Genomic DNA, 17,999 nt, shown 5'->3' with positions numbered 1-17,999 from the left:
TTTTTTTTCAGCAGGTTTACTTTCTTTCGTTGAATCCGTTTTTTCCGTTTTGCTTTCTTTTGTTGCATTCTCTTTTTGTTCTTTATTTGTCGTATTGCTTTGACCACAGCCGATTATTACAAAAGCTGCTACGATTACTGCAGAAAATAAAGAAAGTAATTTTTTTGACATGTTTCTTCCCCCTATTTGTTTAAAACTAAACTCTCACATTAGCCCCACGTTTTATTATAAGAAGGTTAGTAAATATTTACCAGTATTTTTCCGGTTATTTCCATTATTTATTATATTATAATATAATAAATTCGATAGAAGTTTGGAATGGAATATTGGTTTTTATTTTTTTATCATTTGAAATAGTACATCATATTGGTATGATAGAAACAGAGATATATGGAAAGGAGACAAGGACTCAATATGTGGATGAACTTGTAATGATTAGAAATTGGATAGATGAATTTTTCTCTCATAAGTGAGGGTTTATTTAGCTATTTGTAAATCATGCAAGGACTGCATAGTTGGCTTGTACATCCCTTTTGTAAGGACAGAGGTCTAAGTGGGGAAATTTATATCTCTTATATAAAATATGCGCCCTTTAAACTTGGAGGAGTATATGATGAATCAATTAAAAAATAAAGTAGCAGTTGTTACAGGGGTAAGTCGTCTAGATGGTATTGGGGCAGCGATTTGTAAAGAATTAGCTGAAGCAGGATACGATATGTTTTTTACGTATTGGACAGCTTACGATAAAGAGATGCCTTGGGGCGTCGATAAAAATGAACAAATACAATTAAAAGAAGAGCTATTGCAAAACGGTGTTAGAGTATCGAGCATGGAGTTAGATTTAACTCGGAATGATGCACCGAAAGAGCTTATAAATAAAGTTACTGAACAATTAGGGTACCCTTATATATTAATTAATAATGCAGCGTACTCTACGAATAATGATTTCTCTACGTTGACTGCTGAAGAACTAGATAAGCATTACATGGTAAATATCCGTGCGACTACATTGTTAAGTAGTCAATTTGCCCGGAGATTTGATAAGAAATCTGGTGGTAGAATTGTTAATATTACTTCGGGGCAATTTCAAGGTCCTATGGCAGGAGAACTAGCTTATGCGACAACGAAGGGAGCTATTGATGCTCTTACTAGTACATTGTCAGCAGAGGTAGCTCATTTAGGAATAACAGTGAATGCAATTAATCCAGGACCAACCGATACAGGATGGATGACTGAAGAGATAACACAAGGGTTAAAGCCGATGTTTCCTTTTGGCAGAATTGGTGAGCCAAAGGATGCAGCTAGACTCATTAAATTTTTAGTAAGTGAAGAAGCTGAGTGGATTACTGGGCAAGTTATTCATTCAGAAGGTGGATTTAAAAGGTAAAGTGAAACTTTAATCAGTGGGGGGTTCATCCCCCACTGATTATTAGTTGAACCAATCGGGCTTTTACGGGCAGTGAATCCCCCGCCTAACTTTTTTGCTTCCGCTGAATTTTGAGGCGGGATCTTACTGCCCGTTAATGCGGGATAAAAAGAAGGTATCTCACCCTAGTGAGATACCTTCTTTTTTAATCTTTTTTCAGTCTTCGTGCAACACCATTACCTAAAGACTGTAATCCTTGAACGAGGATAATCAGAATAAAGACGGTTGCATACATTACTTCTGGTTCGTAGCGTAAATGTCCGAAGCGATATGCTAAGTCTCCTAGCCCGCCAGCACCTACAAGACCAGCCATTGCTGTTGCGCCGATTAAGCCAATCGTTGCAATTGTTAATCCCAGTACAAGGGAGGGACGAGCTTCTTTCACCATAACGTGCCAAATGATTTTTATAGTAGAAACGCCCATCGCTTGGTAGGCTTCAATGACACCGCGATCTACTTCTAGTAAAGCCGTCTCCATTAAACGTGCGATATAGGGAGCTGTGAAGACGACAAGTGGTACGATCACACCTTGCACGCCAATGGATGTTCCCATTAGAAACTTTGTAAAAGGTAAGATGAAGAATAATAGAATGATAAATGGAAGAGAGCGAATGATATTAATAACCGTATTAAGAATAGGATAGATGATTTTATTTTCACGCTGCCCACCAGGTCTCGTTAAAACAAGTGTGACGCCAAGTGGTAATGCAATAAGGATAGAGATGAGTAATGAAATAGATGTCATTTGAAAGGTTTGAATTGTGGCTTCCCATATGACTTTACCCCATTCATCCAAAAAGGACTTGTTTCCCATAATCTGTTCTACCTCCTTCTACAATGATTCCTTGCTCTTGTAAAAATGATAAAGCACGGTGGATTTCATTTTGTTCTCCTTGCATATGAACGACTAGTTTCCCATATGCTTCATGTTTTAACTGCGTAATATTACCGGATAAAATATTCGGATACACTTGGAAACGTTTTGTGGCAACAGCTAAGGCAGGTTCACCTGAAGTAGTGCCAATAAATGAAAGTGTTACAATTTCTCCAGTATTCTGTAGTTCTTTCTGTACCTCTTCTGGAATTTTAGCTGCAAAGGCGCTATTTACAAATTTCTTCGTTGTTACATGTTGTGGGTTTGTGAAAATATCTTTCACAGTCCCACTTTCGACTACAGATCCATGTTCCATAACGGCAACGCGGTCGCATATACGTTGGATAACGTTCATTTCGTGTGTAATGAGTAAAATCGTAATTCCAATTTCTTCGTTAATCTTTAATAACAAATCAAGAATAGAATCAGTTGTTTCTGGATCTAAAGCGCTCGTTGCTTCGTCACTTAATAACACTTCAGGCTCATGTGATAGTGCACGTGCAATTGCAACGCGCTGTTTTTGACCGCCAGAAAGTTCACTTGGATAAGCATCTTTTCGATTGAAAAGATCGACAATGCGTAAATATTTTTCTACCCTTTTTTTAATTTCCGCTTTTGGAATGCCAGCAAGGCGTAAAGGTAATGCAATGTTTTCATAGATGGTAACAGTTTTAAGTAAATTGAATCCTTGAAAGATCATTCCGATTTTTTGTCTCGCTTTTGCTAGTTCTTTTGTCGATAACGTTGTTAAGTCTTGTTCGTTTACAATGATATTTCCTGTCGTTGGTTTTTCTAATAAATTTACACATCGAATCAATGTGCTTTTACCAGCGCCGCTATACCCAATGATTCCAAATACCTCGCCTTTTTCTACTTTAAGGGAAGTAGACTTAAGAGCCTCAACAGTCCCTTTTTTTGTTGAAAATACTTTGGATATGTTTTTTAATTCAATCATTATCGTCAGCTCCTACCAAGATGGTAAAACTGAACCATCAAATTTTTTCTCGATAAACTCTTTTACTTCTTTAGATTGATAAGCTTTCTTTAATTTATTTACAACGGCATCATCTTTATTTTCAGTACGAACAACAACCCAGTTCACATATGGTGAATCTTTTCCTTCGCGGAAAATAGAATCTTTCGCTGGACTTAATTTTGCACCTAATGCAAAGTTTGTGTTAATTGCAGCTGCTTTTACTTCACTTAGTTGCGTTGGTAATTGAGATGCCTCTAATTCGACAATCTTTAATTTTTTTGGATTTTCAATTACATCTTTTGCAGTCGCTTTTTCTGTAGCCTTTGGATCAACTTTTAAAACCCCTGCTTTTTCAAATAATTTTAAAGCTCGCAGTTCATTCGTTGGGTCATTTGGTACAGCAATCGCATCGCCGTCTTTTAAGTCTTTTACATCTTTTATATCTTTAGAATATACGCCCATAGGGAATGTTACTGTTGAAAATACTTCAGCTAATTTCATATTGCGTTCAGCTTTAAATACATCTAAATACGATTTCGTTTGGTAGCTATTTACATCAAGGCTTTTTTCATCTAAAGATATGTTTGGCGCTACATAATCATTAAATACTTTTATATCAATTTCGAGGTCATCTTTTGCGGCAACTTCTTTTACCTTTTCAAAAATTTGTTCATGCGGCCCACCTGTTACACCGACAGTAATCTTTTTCTCGTCTAATGCTTTTACCTCTTTATCTGAACTCGCGCTACATGCGCCTAATAATAATACTGCTCCGCTTACAATGCTTAATAATACCTTTTTCATCTATAAATCCCCCTTCATATACGTTCCAAAATAAAAAGCACCTCCCAAAAATAAGGGAGGTGCCGAATAGACGAAATAGATTCCTCCCTTATCTTCCAAAACGAAAACTCGTTTTGCAGGAATTAGCACCTTAGCTTATACGTCATAAGCTCGGTTGCCGGGCATCATCGGGCCAGTCCCTCCGCCACTCTTGATAAGAGTATGTGTATGTAGTTTTAAATATGGTACTAATAGTAAATCGTACAAAAAGAATTGTCAATAATATTTTCAGAATATATTTTATTTTAAGGTAATCGAAACATTTCCTTTCTTATGGCCCATTTCTACATACGTATGGGCTTCTACAACTTCTTCTAATCGGTAAGTTCTATCAATAACAGGTTTTAGCTTTTCTGTTTCAGCTAGTTGTTTTAGTAGGTTCATATCTTCTTTACTGACCTTTGCCATCATTCCGTTCACAGATACATATTTTCCATTAGGCATTAATGCATCTGTACAAAGAGACTTTTTATATTTTCCAACTGCGTCAAATATAATATCGTAGTGATCGCCCCGCTTAGTAAAATCTTCTTTCATATAATCAATTACGTTGTCTGCCCCTAAAGCTGTTACTAAATCGAAATTCGAACTACTACAAATGGCTGTGACAGTCGCCCCGAAGTATTTAGCAAGTTGTACGGCAGCTGTCCCTACTGACCCAGAGGCGCCGTATATAAGTACTTGTTGCCCTTTTTTTATCTGTCCTTTTCTAAGGAAGTGCAATGCTGAAGTTCCGCCAAAAGGAATAATGGCAGCTTCTTCATAGGTCACATTGGTAGGTTTTAATGCTATTAATCCACTTTCATGCACGCATGTGTATTCGGCATAACCACCAAGGTTGAGTTCTGTTAATGCAAAAACTGGATCCCCTTTTTTAAATTGTGTTACATCTGTTCCAATGTCTTCGATTTCACCGGATAACTCTACGCCAAGTATAGGTTTTCTCGGTTTTCTGAAACCTAATATGATCCGCATAGGAATCCAAAATAAGAGGGGGCTATTAAAGCCACGTATTCTACAATCTCCAGTCGATACACTTGTTGCGTGAATTTTAACTAATACTTCATTTTTTTTAGGTTTAGGCTTTTCTACATTTTGAAGCTGGAGAACATTAGGTGGTCCATACTTTGTGCAAATAATCGCTTTCATAATGACCTCCTGAAATGAGTTGTTATTATTTACATCATATTTAAACTTTTTCTCAAACATGTTGTTATATAGGAAATAAATTTAAAGATAAATATTACGAATTATATAGATTTCATAGGAATAGAGATGATATTATTTTTGGGAAGGAGGGGACGTTATGAAAAAACTTATTTTAATTTCAAGTCTAGTACTTGCAGTCGGTCTAGGAGTAGGGTGTAGTAATGAGGAAACAAAAAAGACTGATGAACCGAAAAAAGAAGCTGTGCAGAAAGAAAAGGAATTAACAGCGAAGGATGTTTTCAATAAAGCGAATGAAGCTTTTAAAAACGAAGAAAATGTAACGATGACATATGATGTGGGAATAAAGGCTGAAGGAACAGAGATGAATGTAATGAAGGCCAAAATGCAACTAGAGCCGAAGAAAAAAAACTCTCGTTCTGAAATGAATGTTTCTGGTACAGAGGTTATTGTTTATGATGTAGGTGGCAAAATTGCTGGTCAGGTGAAAAATCCTAATACGGGTGAAGTGATGTCTGTACCAGAGGAACAATTAAATGCTAACGGAATGAACGCGACTCAAGGAATGGTAGATAATTTAGAGATTCCATCGGAAATTTTAAATAAAGTGAAGATGGAGAAAAGTGGAGATAATTATAAGCTGAAGTTTGCATTAAAAGGGCAAGAGACAGAGAGTATGCTAGCTAGTATGGATGAAAAGCAGAAACAAATGCTACAAGGCCAAAATGCAAAGATAGAAGAAATAGATGGGGAATATATTATTACAAAAGATTTTAAATATGAATCAGCAAAGATAGATATGGTTATGAGTAGCAATGGTAAGGATAAAGCGCACATTATTACGGATGCAAAGTTTACATCGTATGATAAATTTGATCCAATACAATTGCCAGCAGCAAAGTAATCACTGTCAAGAGAGGTACCTGAAAGAACGGGTATCTCTTTTTGTTGCTAATAAGGAGAGTGTCCTTTGAAAAAAAGAAAGATAGCAGTGGTCATTGTCGCATATACGGTTTTGCTTGCAACGTCTGTACATACGTATAAAAAACAAATTGATCATCCTATTATGAGTGATGTAGGTAAATTGCTTCCGACAAAAATAAAACGTGTTGAAAGTGCTACGGAAGAGCACTCGTTAATAAAATTAGTGCGAGATGCAAAAGTTTCAGGAGAGAAAATTTCCATTGCAGGCATGCAACATAGCCAAGGAGGACAGACATATTATCCGAATGGCACGATGCTCGATATGAAAGGATATAATAAAATACTAGAATTTGATCCAGAGAAGAAGCGGATTACAGTTCAAAGTGGTGTCACGTGGAATGATATTCAGAAGAAAATAAATCCATATGGCCTTGCGGTACAGGTCATGCAGTCTCAAAATATTTTTACTGTTGGTGGTTCATTAAGTGTAAATGTACACGGGCGTGATATTCGTCATGAGGCACTAATTGATACAGTAGAGTCATTCAGATTGTTAATGGCAGATGGCACGGTACGTAATGTAAGTAGAGAAGAAAATGCAGAGTTATTTCCATATGTCATTGGTGGTTACGGTTTATTTGGAGTTATTTTAGATGTGACGCTGAAGTTAACAGATGATGAATTATATGAAATGCACACGAGAATGATAGATTATAAAGAATACGCATCTTATTTCAAAGAGAAAGTGAAAAGAGATGAGAATGTTCGTATGCACTTAGCGCGTATTTCTGTTGCTCCAAATTCATTTTTAAAAGAGATGTATGTGACGGATTATACTTTGGCACAAAATCAAAATATGAGAGAAGAGTACAGTGAATTAAAGGAAGAAAATATTATAGCTGCACCTAAATTTTTACTTGGGTTATCACGTTATAGTGATTGGGGAAAGAATATATTTTGGGATATACAAAGAGGTTATTTTGAACGTACAGATGGAAAGTATGAGACGCGTAATAATGTTATGAGATCAGATAGTGCTTTTATGGAATATGAAAATCCAAATAGGACCGAAGTGTTACAAGAATACTTTGTGCCTATAGATGCTTTCACGGAGTATATAGATGATTTACGTAACGCATTAAATGAAGAAGAGTTTAATTTACTCAACATTACGATTCGTTACGTGGAAAAGAATGAAAATGCAGTTTTGTCCTATGCGAAAGATGATATGTTTGCGCTGGTTCTTTTGATTAACCAGGGACGCTCAGAGAGTGAGATAAAGAAAACAGCGGATGTCATTCGGAAGATGATTGATGTTACTTTAAAGCATAACGGTAGTTACTATTTGCCGTATTATTCTTATCCAACGAAAGAGCAGTTAAAGAGGGCATATCCTCGTATTGAAGAATTTCTCAAGAAAAAGAAGGAAGTAGATTCAGAAGAGAGATTTGTGAATTTATTTTATAGGGAGTATACGAAATGACATATAGAAGATTTGTGGCTTCGCAAAGTATCATCATGATGGCAGGAAGTATGGTATTTCCTTTTTATATATTATTGCTTCGAAACGTTGGAAATAGCTTCTCGCAATTTGGCTGGGCGTATGGCTTATTTGCTTTAACATCAGCACTTGTATATCCACTAGTGGGAAAGATATCTGATCAAGTAGGGGATAAAAAATTATTAATAATATACGCTTGGTCCATGGCAATCTTAATGCTTTGCTTTCCGATTGCCACGGAAGTATGGCATGTGTATATTCTTCAAATTGTAATGGGAGTTTTAGGTGCTGTGCAGCGTAATACTGAGAAGACTTCATTAGCACGAAAGGTTGCGCAGGAAAAGGCTGGTTATGAGATTGGAAAATACCATGTGTGGACATCCATTGGCGGAGCAGTAGCGGTTATTGCCACGGGATATTTAGTAGATTTCTTTACGATTGGTACAATTTTTTATATTGCATCTATTCTATATGTAGTGAGCGGGATTGTATTAAGTAGTAAAAAAATATAACTATTCCTATTTTCACCTTAATACCCTTTATTTGTTATACTAAAAGGGAATACAAAAGAAAAGGGGACAGTGCCTTTGATGAAATTTGTAGTTTTAGCTATTCTTACTTTGTTTTTGATTCCATGGACAAGAAGCAGTAGTAAGCTTCGAGCAGTGGATAAGAAGGGAGATAAGAAGGTTGTAAAGGGTAAGAAATCATCTATTTTAGTTATTCCTGTTTTATTTTGGATAGGTATTGCAATCTATGAATACTTTTGGCTAATTGATGATCGAGTAGATTCGATTCTTACTCATTATTCTGTTGCAGTAGCAATTTTAATTGGGCTTGTTTTATTTTCACAAGATCAAATAGGGAAATTAGAAGGTACGCTAAAAGGACTTCTAATGTTTATTTTACTCGCAAGTTACGGCTACTTTGGTTATTTGCACGATATAGTAATCTCGCAAAAGAAATATGATTCTGTTGTTAAGGTAGAGAAAGATATTTCAGAGCCATTTACTGAAAATGACCAGCCGTTTACAGTGCCGCCAAAGACAGCGGAGAATAAGATGAAAAAAGTATTTGGTGATATTCCGAAAGTAGCTTATTTTGAGCTAGGAGAATTAACGCCACAAATGGTAAACGGCGAAGCTTTATATGTAGCGCCAATTGAAGTTTCAGGATTTTTTAAAGCGCGTAAAGCTGAGACAATTCCAGGGTATGTAACGATGTCAGGTACGAATCCTGATGCGGAAGCGAAACTGCACCTCGGTTATAAAATGAAATATGTGCCAAGCATGTTTTTTGGTAATAAGTTAGAGCGTGTGGTAAGGCAAGCAGAACCAAATTTAATCTTTAAAGGAAAACCTAAATTTGAGGTTGATGATAAAGGAAAACCATATTATACAATGACGTATGGTGAATTTATTTCAGGAAGATCTGGATTTGAGGTAGAAGGTGTTGTCGTAGTAGATGCACAAACAGGTGAAGTGAAAAGATATGATAAAGGAAAGGCACCTAAATTTGTTGATGGTGTATTAAATCATGAGACTGCATCTACGTTAAATACGTACTTTGGTAAATATATTCACGGATTTTGGAATACGAAATTCTCACAAACAGATATGAAAATCCCGACTGAGTGGGGAACGAAAGAAGGCGTGACCCCGATCTTTGGTAAAGATGGAACACTGTATTATTTTACAGACTTTACTTCTCCAAAAGAAGGAGTAGATTCAGCCCTAGGCTATTCATTAGTAGATGCACGCACAGGCAAGCTATATTACTATAATGGAAAAGAAGTAAAGGGGATTATGGATGGTTCAGCAGCTACAGAAGTAGTGGATAATTCCTTTAAGAGAGAGAAATGGCATGGGACAATGCCTGTCATTTATAACGTATACGGAAAACCAGCTTGGATTATTCCGGTTGTTGATGACGGAGGCCTAGTACGTGCACATACAGTTGTATATGCTGCTAATGCAAAAATATTTGCGACAGGTTCTTCGCAGAAAGAAGCGCTTGAGAATTATAAAAACGTAATGAGTAGTAATGGTGATACCTTTAGACCAACCTCAACAGGAAAAGAAGCGCAAAAAGAAGGTATTGTACAACGTGTATATAAAGAGAAATCAGGTGAAAATACAATCGTGTACGTACTTTTAGAGAATGAACAAAAGGTATTTATGATACCGGTGAAGAAATTCCCGTATGCTATGTTTACAGAAGTAGGAGACCCAATTCAAATTACATATTTAGATACAGGAGAGACGATGGCCTCGGTATCTAAATTTACGAATAGCAATGTGAAAAAGTAAAGCGATAGAATTTCTATCGCTTTACTTTTTCACATTATGAAAGAGGAAAATGCGCTGTACTTGACGTATGTTTATGATGTAACTATAATTGTTACGATTCAGTATGTATAGGAAAGGGTGAATTGAAAAAGTGAATGAAGTTAATCACGAAATATATAAACCTGTAAAGGCAAACAGGTTATGGATGATTCTTGTATTAGGAACACTTACGGCGATTGGGCCATTATCTATTGATATGTATTTGCCTTCATTACCGAAGTTAACGGATGACTTGCAAACAGGTGCATCCCTAGCCCAGCTTACATTAACAGCTTGTTTGCTTGGGTTGTCAGTAGGACAATTATTTGTTGGCTCAATTAGCGATATTTACGGAAGACGCAAACCACTTATTATTGCTCTTATTATTTATGTTGCTTCTTCTTTACTTTGTGCTGTTGCGCCATCTATTTGGACATTAGTATTATTGCGCTTCCTACAAGGAGCTTCAGGATCAGCCGGGATTGTTATATCACGTGCAATGGTACGTGATATGTACTCAGGTTCTGAAATGACGAAGTTTTTCTCACTGCTTATGTTAGTAAACGGAGCAGCACCTATTTTGGCACCAATTATTGGAGGGCAATTGTTACAGTTTACAACGTGGCGCGGTGTTTTCATCGTTCTTGGAGCAATTAGCGTATTCATGTTAATCTCGGCTACTTTTGTATTGCGTGAAACATTACCTCCTGAAGAAAGAGAAACGGGTGGTTTGTCAGGGACTTTGGCGACGTACGGAAAATTGTTAAAGGACCGTCTGTTTATGGGATATGCATTGTCACAAGGATTAGTAACAGCGGCAATGTTTGCATACATTTCGGGCTCACCATTTGTGTTGCAGAACATATACGGAGCATCGCCACAGCAATTTAGTTTATTCTTTGCGATTAACGGCATCGGTATTATTATTGCTAGTCAGGTAACGGGTCGTTTAGCGGGGAAAGTGAATGAGAAGACATTATTTGTTACTGGTATTATTATCGCAGCTGTTGGTGGCCTATCTTTACTACTGACAATCGTACTAGGAATAGGTTTAATCGGTGTTTTATGTTCGTTATTCCTTGTTGTATCAAGTGTCGGGGTTGTATCAACAACTGGGTTCTCATTAGCGATGAGAAATCAGAAGCAAGCTGCAGGAACAGCGTCAGCTTTATTAGGCTTATTACAGTTCATTTCAGGAGCGCTTGTCGCTCCGCTAGTAGGTATTGGTGGGAGTAATACAGCGTTACCGATGGGTGTTGTTATTGCGCTTTGTGAAGTAGGAGCAGTATTATGTTATCTATTTATGGCCAGAAGAAGTGAGAAGCAGTTTGAACTGCAACAAAGACAAAATTTAGAGGCTTAACAAAAAGAACTGATTCAAAGGGAATGTTTGAATCAGTTCTTTTTTTCATTTTTTTGAAATACCTCATACATATTATTCATGATCGTATCATATAAAACAGCAAGTTTATCCCACACCCAGCGATTACTATCGACTTCTTTTTCCCCGCAGTCGATAATATCGGTATGGTCCGTAATTTTATACGCTTTTTTAACGATAATAGGAGCAATCTTCGGTATACGTGGGATTTCTTTTAAGATATCTGCGAAGTTTCCAATGTAGACATGACCGATGATTTCGATTGTTAATGATTTATCCGATATATTTAGCACGGTATGAAATTGATTTGTATGTTGTTGTTTTAAATATTGAGCTAACTTAAATGGAGCATGCTTCTTCTTTAATACGCGGCGAAGGCTCTCTGTATTTTCGATATGAAGTGATTTTTCGCGAATAAGGACACGAATATCTTCTCCCATAAAAGGCATTGTGTTGTACATAGATGATTCTCCTTAAAAACTTACATATGTTTGCGTTATGCATATGTAAGTCTAGCATGGTTTGTTCTTTATGTGTGCTTACAGTTTTGTAAGGTGATGTAGTAAAGCATTGCAAAAGTTATTTGTATAAAGTGACGATACTGTGACAAACATGTTGGTATATATATTACGATGTCGTCTTAAGTGTAAAAAGTAGGGCGTTCTCGGTATAATAACAAGTGGAGATAAAAGAAACTATAATGAGTAATAGCTGTAGATAAAAGGAGAAGAAGAGATGAAGAAGGTTTTGGGTATTGCTGTAATGGGAAGTATGCTCCTTCTAGCAGGGTGTAATGGAAATAAAGATACGAAAGAAACGAAAGAAAAGGTAGAGCAATCTGCTGAACAAACAGAAGAGATGAAAGAATACCTTGCAGTACATGAAAAATACGATATAAAAATGAATAAAGAAATTAATAAAGCACTGCAGTTATTTGAAGTGGCAAAAGAAAAGGGCGGTAAGGAAATAACGAATGCTACATATAAAGAAGATGTGCAAAAGGTAACAACGAGCATGTTAGAAGATATTGATCATATACGTAAAGAAATTCGTGTGCCGAAGTCGAAAGAGCAAGAACATGAAGTATATGTTGGTTTCTTGAATGAATCGGAACAAGCGATGAAAAAATTACAGAAGTTAGCTAAAGAAGAAGATTCATCGTTGATTCGTGATATAGAAATTAATTTTGCAACAGCATCGACATACTATAAACGTTTTCAAGCAGAAACGAAAAAATAACCTTGCCTGTGCAAGGTTATTTTTTCTTCTTACCATCTCCGTCTGCATCCTCGGATACTAATATTTTCTGTTCTTCGTGAAATTCGGAAATAGTTTGCCCGGTAATATTATCGAAAGGGGTATAAGAAAGAAGTGATACGTTTCTTTTTAATAAAGAGTTTATAGAAGCCGATGATGACAAGTATAACGATAGTTAAGGATAATCCTATAGTAGCAAGAAGTAAGGGATCCATCTTATAACTCCTTTAACATCATTTCTTGTTATGATAAGCCGAAAACTGTAATTTCGATAAAAGAATTAAAAACTGATTTTTCTAAATTTATCCAATTTGATTGACTTTTCGATTTTTCAGAATTATAATTCGAAATATACAATTTGAACCAAATAATAATATAGCAATTTACTTATCCAGAGAGGTAGAGGGACTGGCCCTATGACACCTCAGCAGCGGGTTCTGTAATAGGAACACCGTGCTAATTCCAGCAAGCAAGTCTTGAAAGATAAGTGATGGGCCTTTGTTTGTTAAGCCTTGATCTTATTTTTTAAGATCAAGGCTTTTTGTATTCTAAAAAGAGAAAAGGGAGTAATGGAAAAAGTACATTCATAAAACAAAGTAAATTCATGTGTTTAGGGGGGTTATTGAAGTGTATGTAATTAAAAAATTATCGGTTATGGTGTTCACACTATGGGTTATTACGACAGTGACATTTCTAATTATGCATATTATTCCGGGAGATCCATTTTCATCAGATGCAAAAATCTTTCCTGAAGAAGTGATCCAAAACATGAGAGCGAAGTATCACCTTGATGAACCGTTATGGAATCAATATGTTGCTTATTTAGACGGTGTAGTTCATTTTGATTTTGGTGAATCTGTTCAATCAACCGGGCAAGGTGTATCAGAAATTATAACAACTGGCTTTGGTCCATCAGCAATTATTGGTCTACAAGCACTTGTTATTTCATTGTTGGTAGGAATTGCGGCAGGGACATTTGCTGCTCTATATCATGGGAGGGTAATTGACTATAGTGTGAGTTTGCTCGCAATTCTAGGTATTTCTATTCCAAGTTTTATTTTAGCACCACTATTTATACAAGTATTTGCTATCCAATTTGAGTTTTTACCAGTAGCCTCTTGGGGAACATTCGAACATACGGTATTGCCATCCTTTGCATTAGCGTTAGGGCCAATTGCAGTTATTACAAGGTTTGTTCGTTCTAATATGATCGAAGTACTGCAGAGTGATTATATTAAGCTAGCAAGAGCAAAAGGTATACCAATTAAGACGATTATTATAAGACATGCTCTTCGAAATGCGATTGTTCCAGTACTTACATTTGTGGGACCGTTAATGGCGGGACTTTTAACAGGGACTTTCGTTATTGAAAAAATCTTTTCAATTCCTGGCCTAGGAAAATATTTCGTAGATAGTATTTTTAACCGAGACTATCCGGTGATTATGGGAACAACGATTTTCTATAGTGCATTATTAATTGCTTGTATTTTCATCACAGATATTATTCACCGCATTGTTGATCCGCGTATTCGTTCTATTACATAAGGAGGGGGGATATTTAAATGGGAGCTTATGAAATTAATGAACAGTTATTAACGAAAGAAGAGAAAAAAGAATTAACGATAAATAAAAATCAGCAAACGATTAGCAGAAAGAAAGAAGTGTTTCGTAAGTTTATATCGAATCCAATCGCAGTTTTAGGAACAGTGACGTTATTGCTAATTATTGTTTTCTCGCTTATTGGCGAAAGTTTAACTTCATTTACTGCGAGTGAACAAGTAAAAGAGGCAACAAATTTACCGCCGAGTAGTGAACATTGGTTTGGAACAGATGATCTAGGGAGAGATATTTGGGCACGTACTTGGGCTGGTGGGAAGATTTCACTAACAGTTGGATTAGTAGCAGCTGCCCTCGATATAGGGCTTGGTGTACTGATTGGTGGATTTAGTGGATATGTGAGAGGGCGTAATCGCCTTGGAACGTTAATTGATGAGTGGATTATAAGAGGAATTGAAGTATTATACGGCATCCCATATTTATTAATTGTTATTTTACTATTAATTGTTATGAAACCAGGTCTTTTCACCATTATTATCGCCCTTGCATTAACGGGATGGATTGGAATGGCTCGTCTCATTCGAGCACAAGTATTGTCTTTAAAACAACGAGAGTTTGTTATTGCAGCAGAGCGATTAGGTACATCACATATGAAAATTATATATGGGCATTTAATTCCGAATTTAACAGGGATTATTATCGTAAATTTATCATTTACAATTCCAGCAGCTATTTTTTCAGAATCATTTTTAAGCTTTATAGGACTTGGAGTACAATCACCAGCGGCAAGTTGGGGGACGATGACGAATGATGCACTCGGGACATTATTGAGCGGAGAATGGTGGCAGCTATTTTTCCCGGCAATCATGATTGCACTCATTATGTTCGCATTTAATGCAATTGGTGATGGTTTGCAAGATGCGATTGATCCAAAAATCGTCAAACGGAATCGAAAGGAGAAAAAACATGGCACAAATCTTATCTTTAGAAAACGTAACGTTAGCCGTTGAAAAAGAGAATAGTAAGCAAGCGATTGTGAAACATGTTTCCTTTTCTATTAACGAAGGTGAAATAGTTGCACTTGTAGGAGAAAGTGGTTCAGGAAAAAGTGTCACAGCACAATCCATTATCGGCTTGAATCAAGAATCAATTCATATCGATGATGGAAATATAGCTTTCCAAGCAAAGGAATTAACGAATTTACAAGAGTCAGAATGGAATCAAATTCGCGGAAAAGATATTTCCTTTATATTTCAAGATCTGCTTTCATCTTTAAACCCAACGATGAAGGTAGGCAAACAAATTACAGAAGTAGTTTTGCAACATGAGAAAAAATCGAAAAGAGAAGCAAAGGAAATTGCGATTAACTTGTTAGCAGATTTAGGGATACATGAAGCAGAGAAACGCTTTGAACAGTACCCACATCAATTAAGCGGAGGTATGAGGCAGCGTATTTGTTTAGCAATTGCGTTTGCTTGTCATCCAAAGCTTGTAATTGCAGACGAGCCGACAACAGCGTTAGATGTAACGATTCAGAAACAAATTATGGGGCTATTAAAAGAAAGAAAAGAAAAACAAAATACGAGTATTTTATTAATTACACATGATTTGGCACTTGTACGTGAAGTAGCTGATCGAGTAGTTGTTATGTACGGGGGACGTGTCGTTGAAAAAGGAACGATACAGGAGGTAATAGGTTCTCCTAAACATCCATATACGAAAAGTTTATTACAAGCAATTCCGAATATGGATGATTCCGAAAAGGTATTACGTGCTATAGAAGGAACGACACCTTCCATTGAAACATTAAATAGCTTTGGTTGTCCTTTTGTAAATCGTTGTCCAGTAGCGATAAAAGAATGTATTCATCGTTTCCCAGAGAGAACAACATATTCTAAGGAGCATAGTTCACATTGTTGGCAGCATGTTCTAGAGCATAATAAAGCGAAATCAAAAGAGAAGGTGAATGCCTCATGACGACAGATTTAATTACTGTGAAGCAAGTAATGAAAACGTACGGAAGTAAAAGTAAAGAAATCACAGCGTTAAAAGACATATCACTTTCTATCCCGAAAGGAACAACACTTGGCATTATTGGTGAAAGTGGTTCAGGAAAAACAACACTTGGAAAGCTCATAGCAGGGATTGAGAGTCCAACGTCTGGTGAAATTGATTATAACGGTCAAGTCGTTCACAAGCTGAAGTCAGCTCATAAGCGAGAGTTTTTACAGAAAGTACAGTTCATTTTTCAAGATTCTACAGCTGCATTAAATCCGCGCTGGAAAGTACGCGATAGCGTAACGGAAGGTTATATTTCATTCGGTTTAGGTGATAAAGGGTTGAAGGATAAAGTAGCAGGTGATGCGCTAGAGCGTGTTGGATTAGATAGAAGATATATTGATCGATATCCGCATGAATTTAGCGGAGGACAACGTCAACGTATTGCTATTGCAAGAGCGCTATTATGTGAGCCAGAAGTATTAATTCTTGATGAACCAATTTCGGCATTAGACGTTTCATTGCAAATTCAAATTGTACATCTGCTGCAAAAGATTCAAAAGGAGCAAGGCTATACATATTTATTTATCGCGCATGATTTGCCGATGGTTCACTATTTATGTGAAAAAGTGGCTGTCTTATATAAAGGAGAACTTGTTGAATTTGGAAATACGGACGAAGTGTTCCGTAATCCACAACATTCTTATACAAAAACATTATTAGCATCAACACCAAAAATTTCGGGTTAAAGGAGAATGTAGGATGAAGAAGTTTTTACTGTTTGTCATTATGACTGTTTTAGCGATTACTTCGGTCGCTTGCGGTAAGAAAGAGACGCAAAAGGCGAGTGCCGGTAAGGGAGAAGGAGATCGATTAGTAACGAATATTAGTAGTGATCCATATACACTTGATTCTGCTATTGCAACAGATAGCACGTCAGGTTATATAATTGGGCAGTTGTTTTCAAGTTTATATACGCAAGATAGTGATGGGAAATATCAAAATGAATTAGCAGAGAAAGAAGAAGTAAATGCTGATGGAACTGAATATACAATCCATTTGAAGAAAGATATTAAATGGTCAGATGGTTCTCCTATTACGGCAAATGATTTTGAATTTGCATGGAAGCGATTATTAAATCCGAAAACGGGTTCTATGAATGCGACAGAAATGTATTTCATTAAAGGGGCAGAGGCATATAATACTGGAAAAGGTGAAGAGGGACAAGTTGGTATTCAAGTCGTTGATCCTCAAACATTAAAGGTAACTCTTGAACATCCAGTTGCTTCTATTAAACAAAAATTAGCAAGCTCATTATTTATTCCATTAGCTAAAAAGTCGATTGATGATAATAATAAATTAAAAACAGATCCAAAAGAGTTAATTACGAATGGACCATTCACGTTAAAAGAGTGGAAGCATAACCAGGCTATTACAGTACAAAAAAATAAAGAATACTACGATAAAAAGGTAACTCTAAAAGAAATTGAGTTTCGTATTATTCCAGACTCTAAAACAGCGTATCAATTATTTAAATCAAAAGAATTAGATTTACTAAGTGGTTTACCACAAGAGATGATTGAAAAAGAAAAAGGAAATAAAGAATATAAGCGTGTTGCAGGATTCTCATCTTATATTTATTCGTTTAACGTAGAAAAAGAGCCGTTTACAAATGCGAAGGTACGTAAAGCATTTTCATTAGCGGTTGATCGTAAATTTATCGTTGAAAAATTGTATAAAAATAATGCGCAAGAAGCATATGCATTCG

Annotated in this window: 17 protein-coding genes, 2 pseudogenes and 2 riboswitches; of the genes and pseudogenes, 12 read left to right on the top strand and 7 right to left on the bottom strand. The window is 36.3% G+C overall.

Annotated features, from left to right (window positions below):
- Positions 1-171: pseudogene (locus MR170_RS25310) on the bottom strand (DUF5068 domain-containing protein); the annotation flags it as partial.
- A 439-nt stretch (positions 172-610) separates the two neighbouring features.
- Here MR170_RS25310 and MR170_RS25305 point away from each other — a divergent pair.
- The gene (locus MR170_RS25305; RefSeq protein ID WP_002162955.1) at positions 611-1,387 is read left to right on the top strand and encodes an SDR family oxidoreductase; all 777 of its coding nucleotides are present in this window, start codon (positions 611-613) and stop codon (positions 1,385-1,387) included.
- A gap of 184 nt (positions 1,388-1,571) precedes the next feature.
- Here the strand turns inward: MR170_RS25305 and MR170_RS25300 are convergent, their stop codons facing one another.
- The 4 genes from MR170_RS25300 to MR170_RS25285 form a co-directional block, all read right to left on the bottom strand.
- Positions 1,572-2,240: a methionine ABC transporter permease gene (locus tag MR170_RS25300; RefSeq protein WP_000527153.1), complete on the bottom strand. Its 669-nt coding sequence runs from the start codon at positions 2,238-2,240 to the stop codon at positions 1,572-1,574.
- The gene (locus tag MR170_RS25295; RefSeq protein WP_016084002.1) at positions 2,215-3,255 is read right to left on the bottom strand and encodes a methionine ABC transporter ATP-binding protein; all 1,041 of its coding nucleotides are present in this window, start codon (positions 3,253-3,255) and stop codon (positions 2,215-2,217) included. Before MR170_RS25295 ends, MR170_RS25300 begins: the two co-directional genes overlap by 26 nt.
- Before the next feature lie 12 nt (positions 3,256-3,267).
- On the bottom strand, positions 3,268-4,080 hold the full coding sequence (locus tag MR170_RS25290; RefSeq protein WP_016084001.1) for a MetQ/NlpA family ABC transporter substrate-binding protein: 813 nt from the start codon (positions 4,078-4,080) through the stop codon (positions 3,268-3,270).
- A gap of 85 nt (positions 4,081-4,165) precedes the next feature.
- A riboswitch (SAM riboswitch) is annotated at positions 4,166-4,280 on the bottom strand.
- A gap of 79 nt (positions 4,281-4,359) precedes the next feature.
- A complete protein-coding gene (locus MR170_RS25285) occupies positions 4,360-5,268 on the bottom strand; it encodes an NAD(P)-dependent alcohol dehydrogenase (protein WP_242309799.1) in 909 nt (302 codons plus the stop codon).
- A gap of 157 nt (positions 5,269-5,425) precedes the next feature.
- On the opposite strand from MR170_RS25285, the gene MR170_RS25280 reads away from it, so the two are divergent.
- The 5 genes from MR170_RS25280 to MR170_RS25260 all read left to right on the top strand — a co-directional run bounded on the left by MR170_RS25280 (position 5,426) and on the right by MR170_RS25260 (position 11,401).
- Complete coding sequence (locus MR170_RS25280; RefSeq protein ID WP_016083999.1) at positions 5,426-6,190, top strand: DUF6612 family protein; 765 nt, start codon at positions 5,426-5,428, stop codon at positions 6,188-6,190.
- 66 nt (positions 6,191-6,256) lie between these two features.
- Positions 6,257-7,693, top strand: a complete 1,437-nt coding sequence (locus MR170_RS25275) for an FAD-binding protein (RefSeq protein WP_242309796.1) — start codon at positions 6,257-6,259, stop codon at positions 7,691-7,693.
- Positions 7,690-8,223, top strand: coding sequence for an MFS transporter (locus tag MR170_RS25270; RefSeq protein ID WP_029441435.1), 534 nt, complete (start codon positions 7,690-7,692; stop codon positions 8,221-8,223). Before MR170_RS25275 ends, MR170_RS25270 begins: the two co-directional genes overlap by 4 nt.
- A 78-nt stretch (positions 8,224-8,301) precedes the next feature.
- Positions 8,302-10,020 (top strand): DUF3981 domain-containing protein, encoded by a 1,719-nt coding sequence (locus MR170_RS25265; RefSeq protein WP_242309805.1) that lies wholly within the window; start codon positions 8,302-8,304, stop codon positions 10,018-10,020.
- Between the two features lie 121 nt (positions 10,021-10,141).
- Entirely contained in the window at positions 10,142-11,401 is a 1,260-nt protein-coding gene (locus MR170_RS25260) for a multidrug effflux MFS transporter (protein WP_242309802.1), read from the top strand.
- 32 nt (positions 11,402-11,433) lie between these two features.
- On the opposite strand, the gene MR170_RS25255 is transcribed toward MR170_RS25260, so the two are convergent.
- Positions 11,434-11,880, bottom strand: a complete 447-nt coding sequence (locus MR170_RS25255; RefSeq protein WP_050842407.1) for a hypothetical protein — start codon at positions 11,878-11,880, stop codon at positions 11,434-11,436.
- Positions 11,881-12,154: 274 nt separating this feature from the next.
- Between MR170_RS25255 and MR170_RS25250 the strand changes: the two genes are divergently transcribed.
- Positions 12,155-12,658 carry a hypothetical protein gene (locus tag MR170_RS25250; RefSeq protein WP_029441438.1) on the top strand — a complete coding sequence of 168 codons (504 nt, stop codon included), beginning with the start codon at positions 12,155-12,157 and terminating at the stop codon, positions 12,656-12,658.
- 16 nt (positions 12,659-12,674) lie between these two features.
- Here MR170_RS25250 and MR170_RS25245 read toward each other — a convergent pair.
- Positions 12,675-12,891: pseudogene (locus MR170_RS25245) on the bottom strand (DUF3951 domain-containing protein).
- Between the two features lie 169 nt (positions 12,892-13,060).
- Positions 13,061-13,166: riboswitch (SAM riboswitch) on the top strand.
- 137 nt (positions 13,167-13,303) lie between these two features.
- On the opposite strand from MR170_RS25245, the gene MR170_RS25240 reads away from it, so the two are divergent.
- From MR170_RS25240 to MR170_RS25220, 5 genes are all read left to right on the top strand, one after another.
- Entirely contained in the window at positions 13,304-14,221 is a 918-nt protein-coding gene (locus MR170_RS25240; RefSeq protein ID WP_242309794.1) for an ABC transporter permease, read from the top strand.
- Positions 14,222-14,238: 17 nt separating this feature from the next.
- Positions 14,239-15,243 carry an ABC transporter permease gene (locus tag MR170_RS25235; RefSeq protein ID WP_016083992.1) on the top strand — a complete coding sequence of 335 codons (1,005 nt, stop codon included), beginning with the start codon at positions 14,239-14,241 and terminating at the stop codon, positions 15,241-15,243.
- A complete protein-coding gene (locus tag MR170_RS25230; RefSeq protein ID WP_242309791.1) occupies positions 15,200-16,210 on the top strand; it encodes an ABC transporter ATP-binding protein in 1,011 nt (336 codons plus the stop codon). The genes MR170_RS25235 and MR170_RS25230 overlap by 44 nt, the downstream gene beginning before the upstream one ends.
- Positions 16,207-16,980, top strand: coding sequence for an ABC transporter ATP-binding protein (locus MR170_RS25225; protein ID WP_016083990.1), 774 nt, complete (start codon positions 16,207-16,209; stop codon positions 16,978-16,980). The genes MR170_RS25230 and MR170_RS25225 overlap by 4 nt, the downstream gene beginning before the upstream one ends.
- A gap of 13 nt (positions 16,981-16,993) precedes the next feature.
- Positions 16,994-17,999, top strand: a 1,006-nt coding sequence (locus MR170_RS25220; protein ID WP_242309788.1) for a peptide ABC transporter substrate-binding protein, incomplete at its 3' end; no start/stop codon positions are given.

Source organism: Bacillus cereus group sp. BfR-BA-01524, assembly GCF_022662595.1.
In the GTDB taxonomy this organism is placed as follows: Bacteria; Bacillota; Bacilli; order Bacillales; family Bacillaceae_G; genus Bacillus_A; species Bacillus_A thuringiensis_S.
Note: the sequence above shows the minus strand (reverse complement) of the source record. Positions and strands in the feature narration are given on the sequence as shown.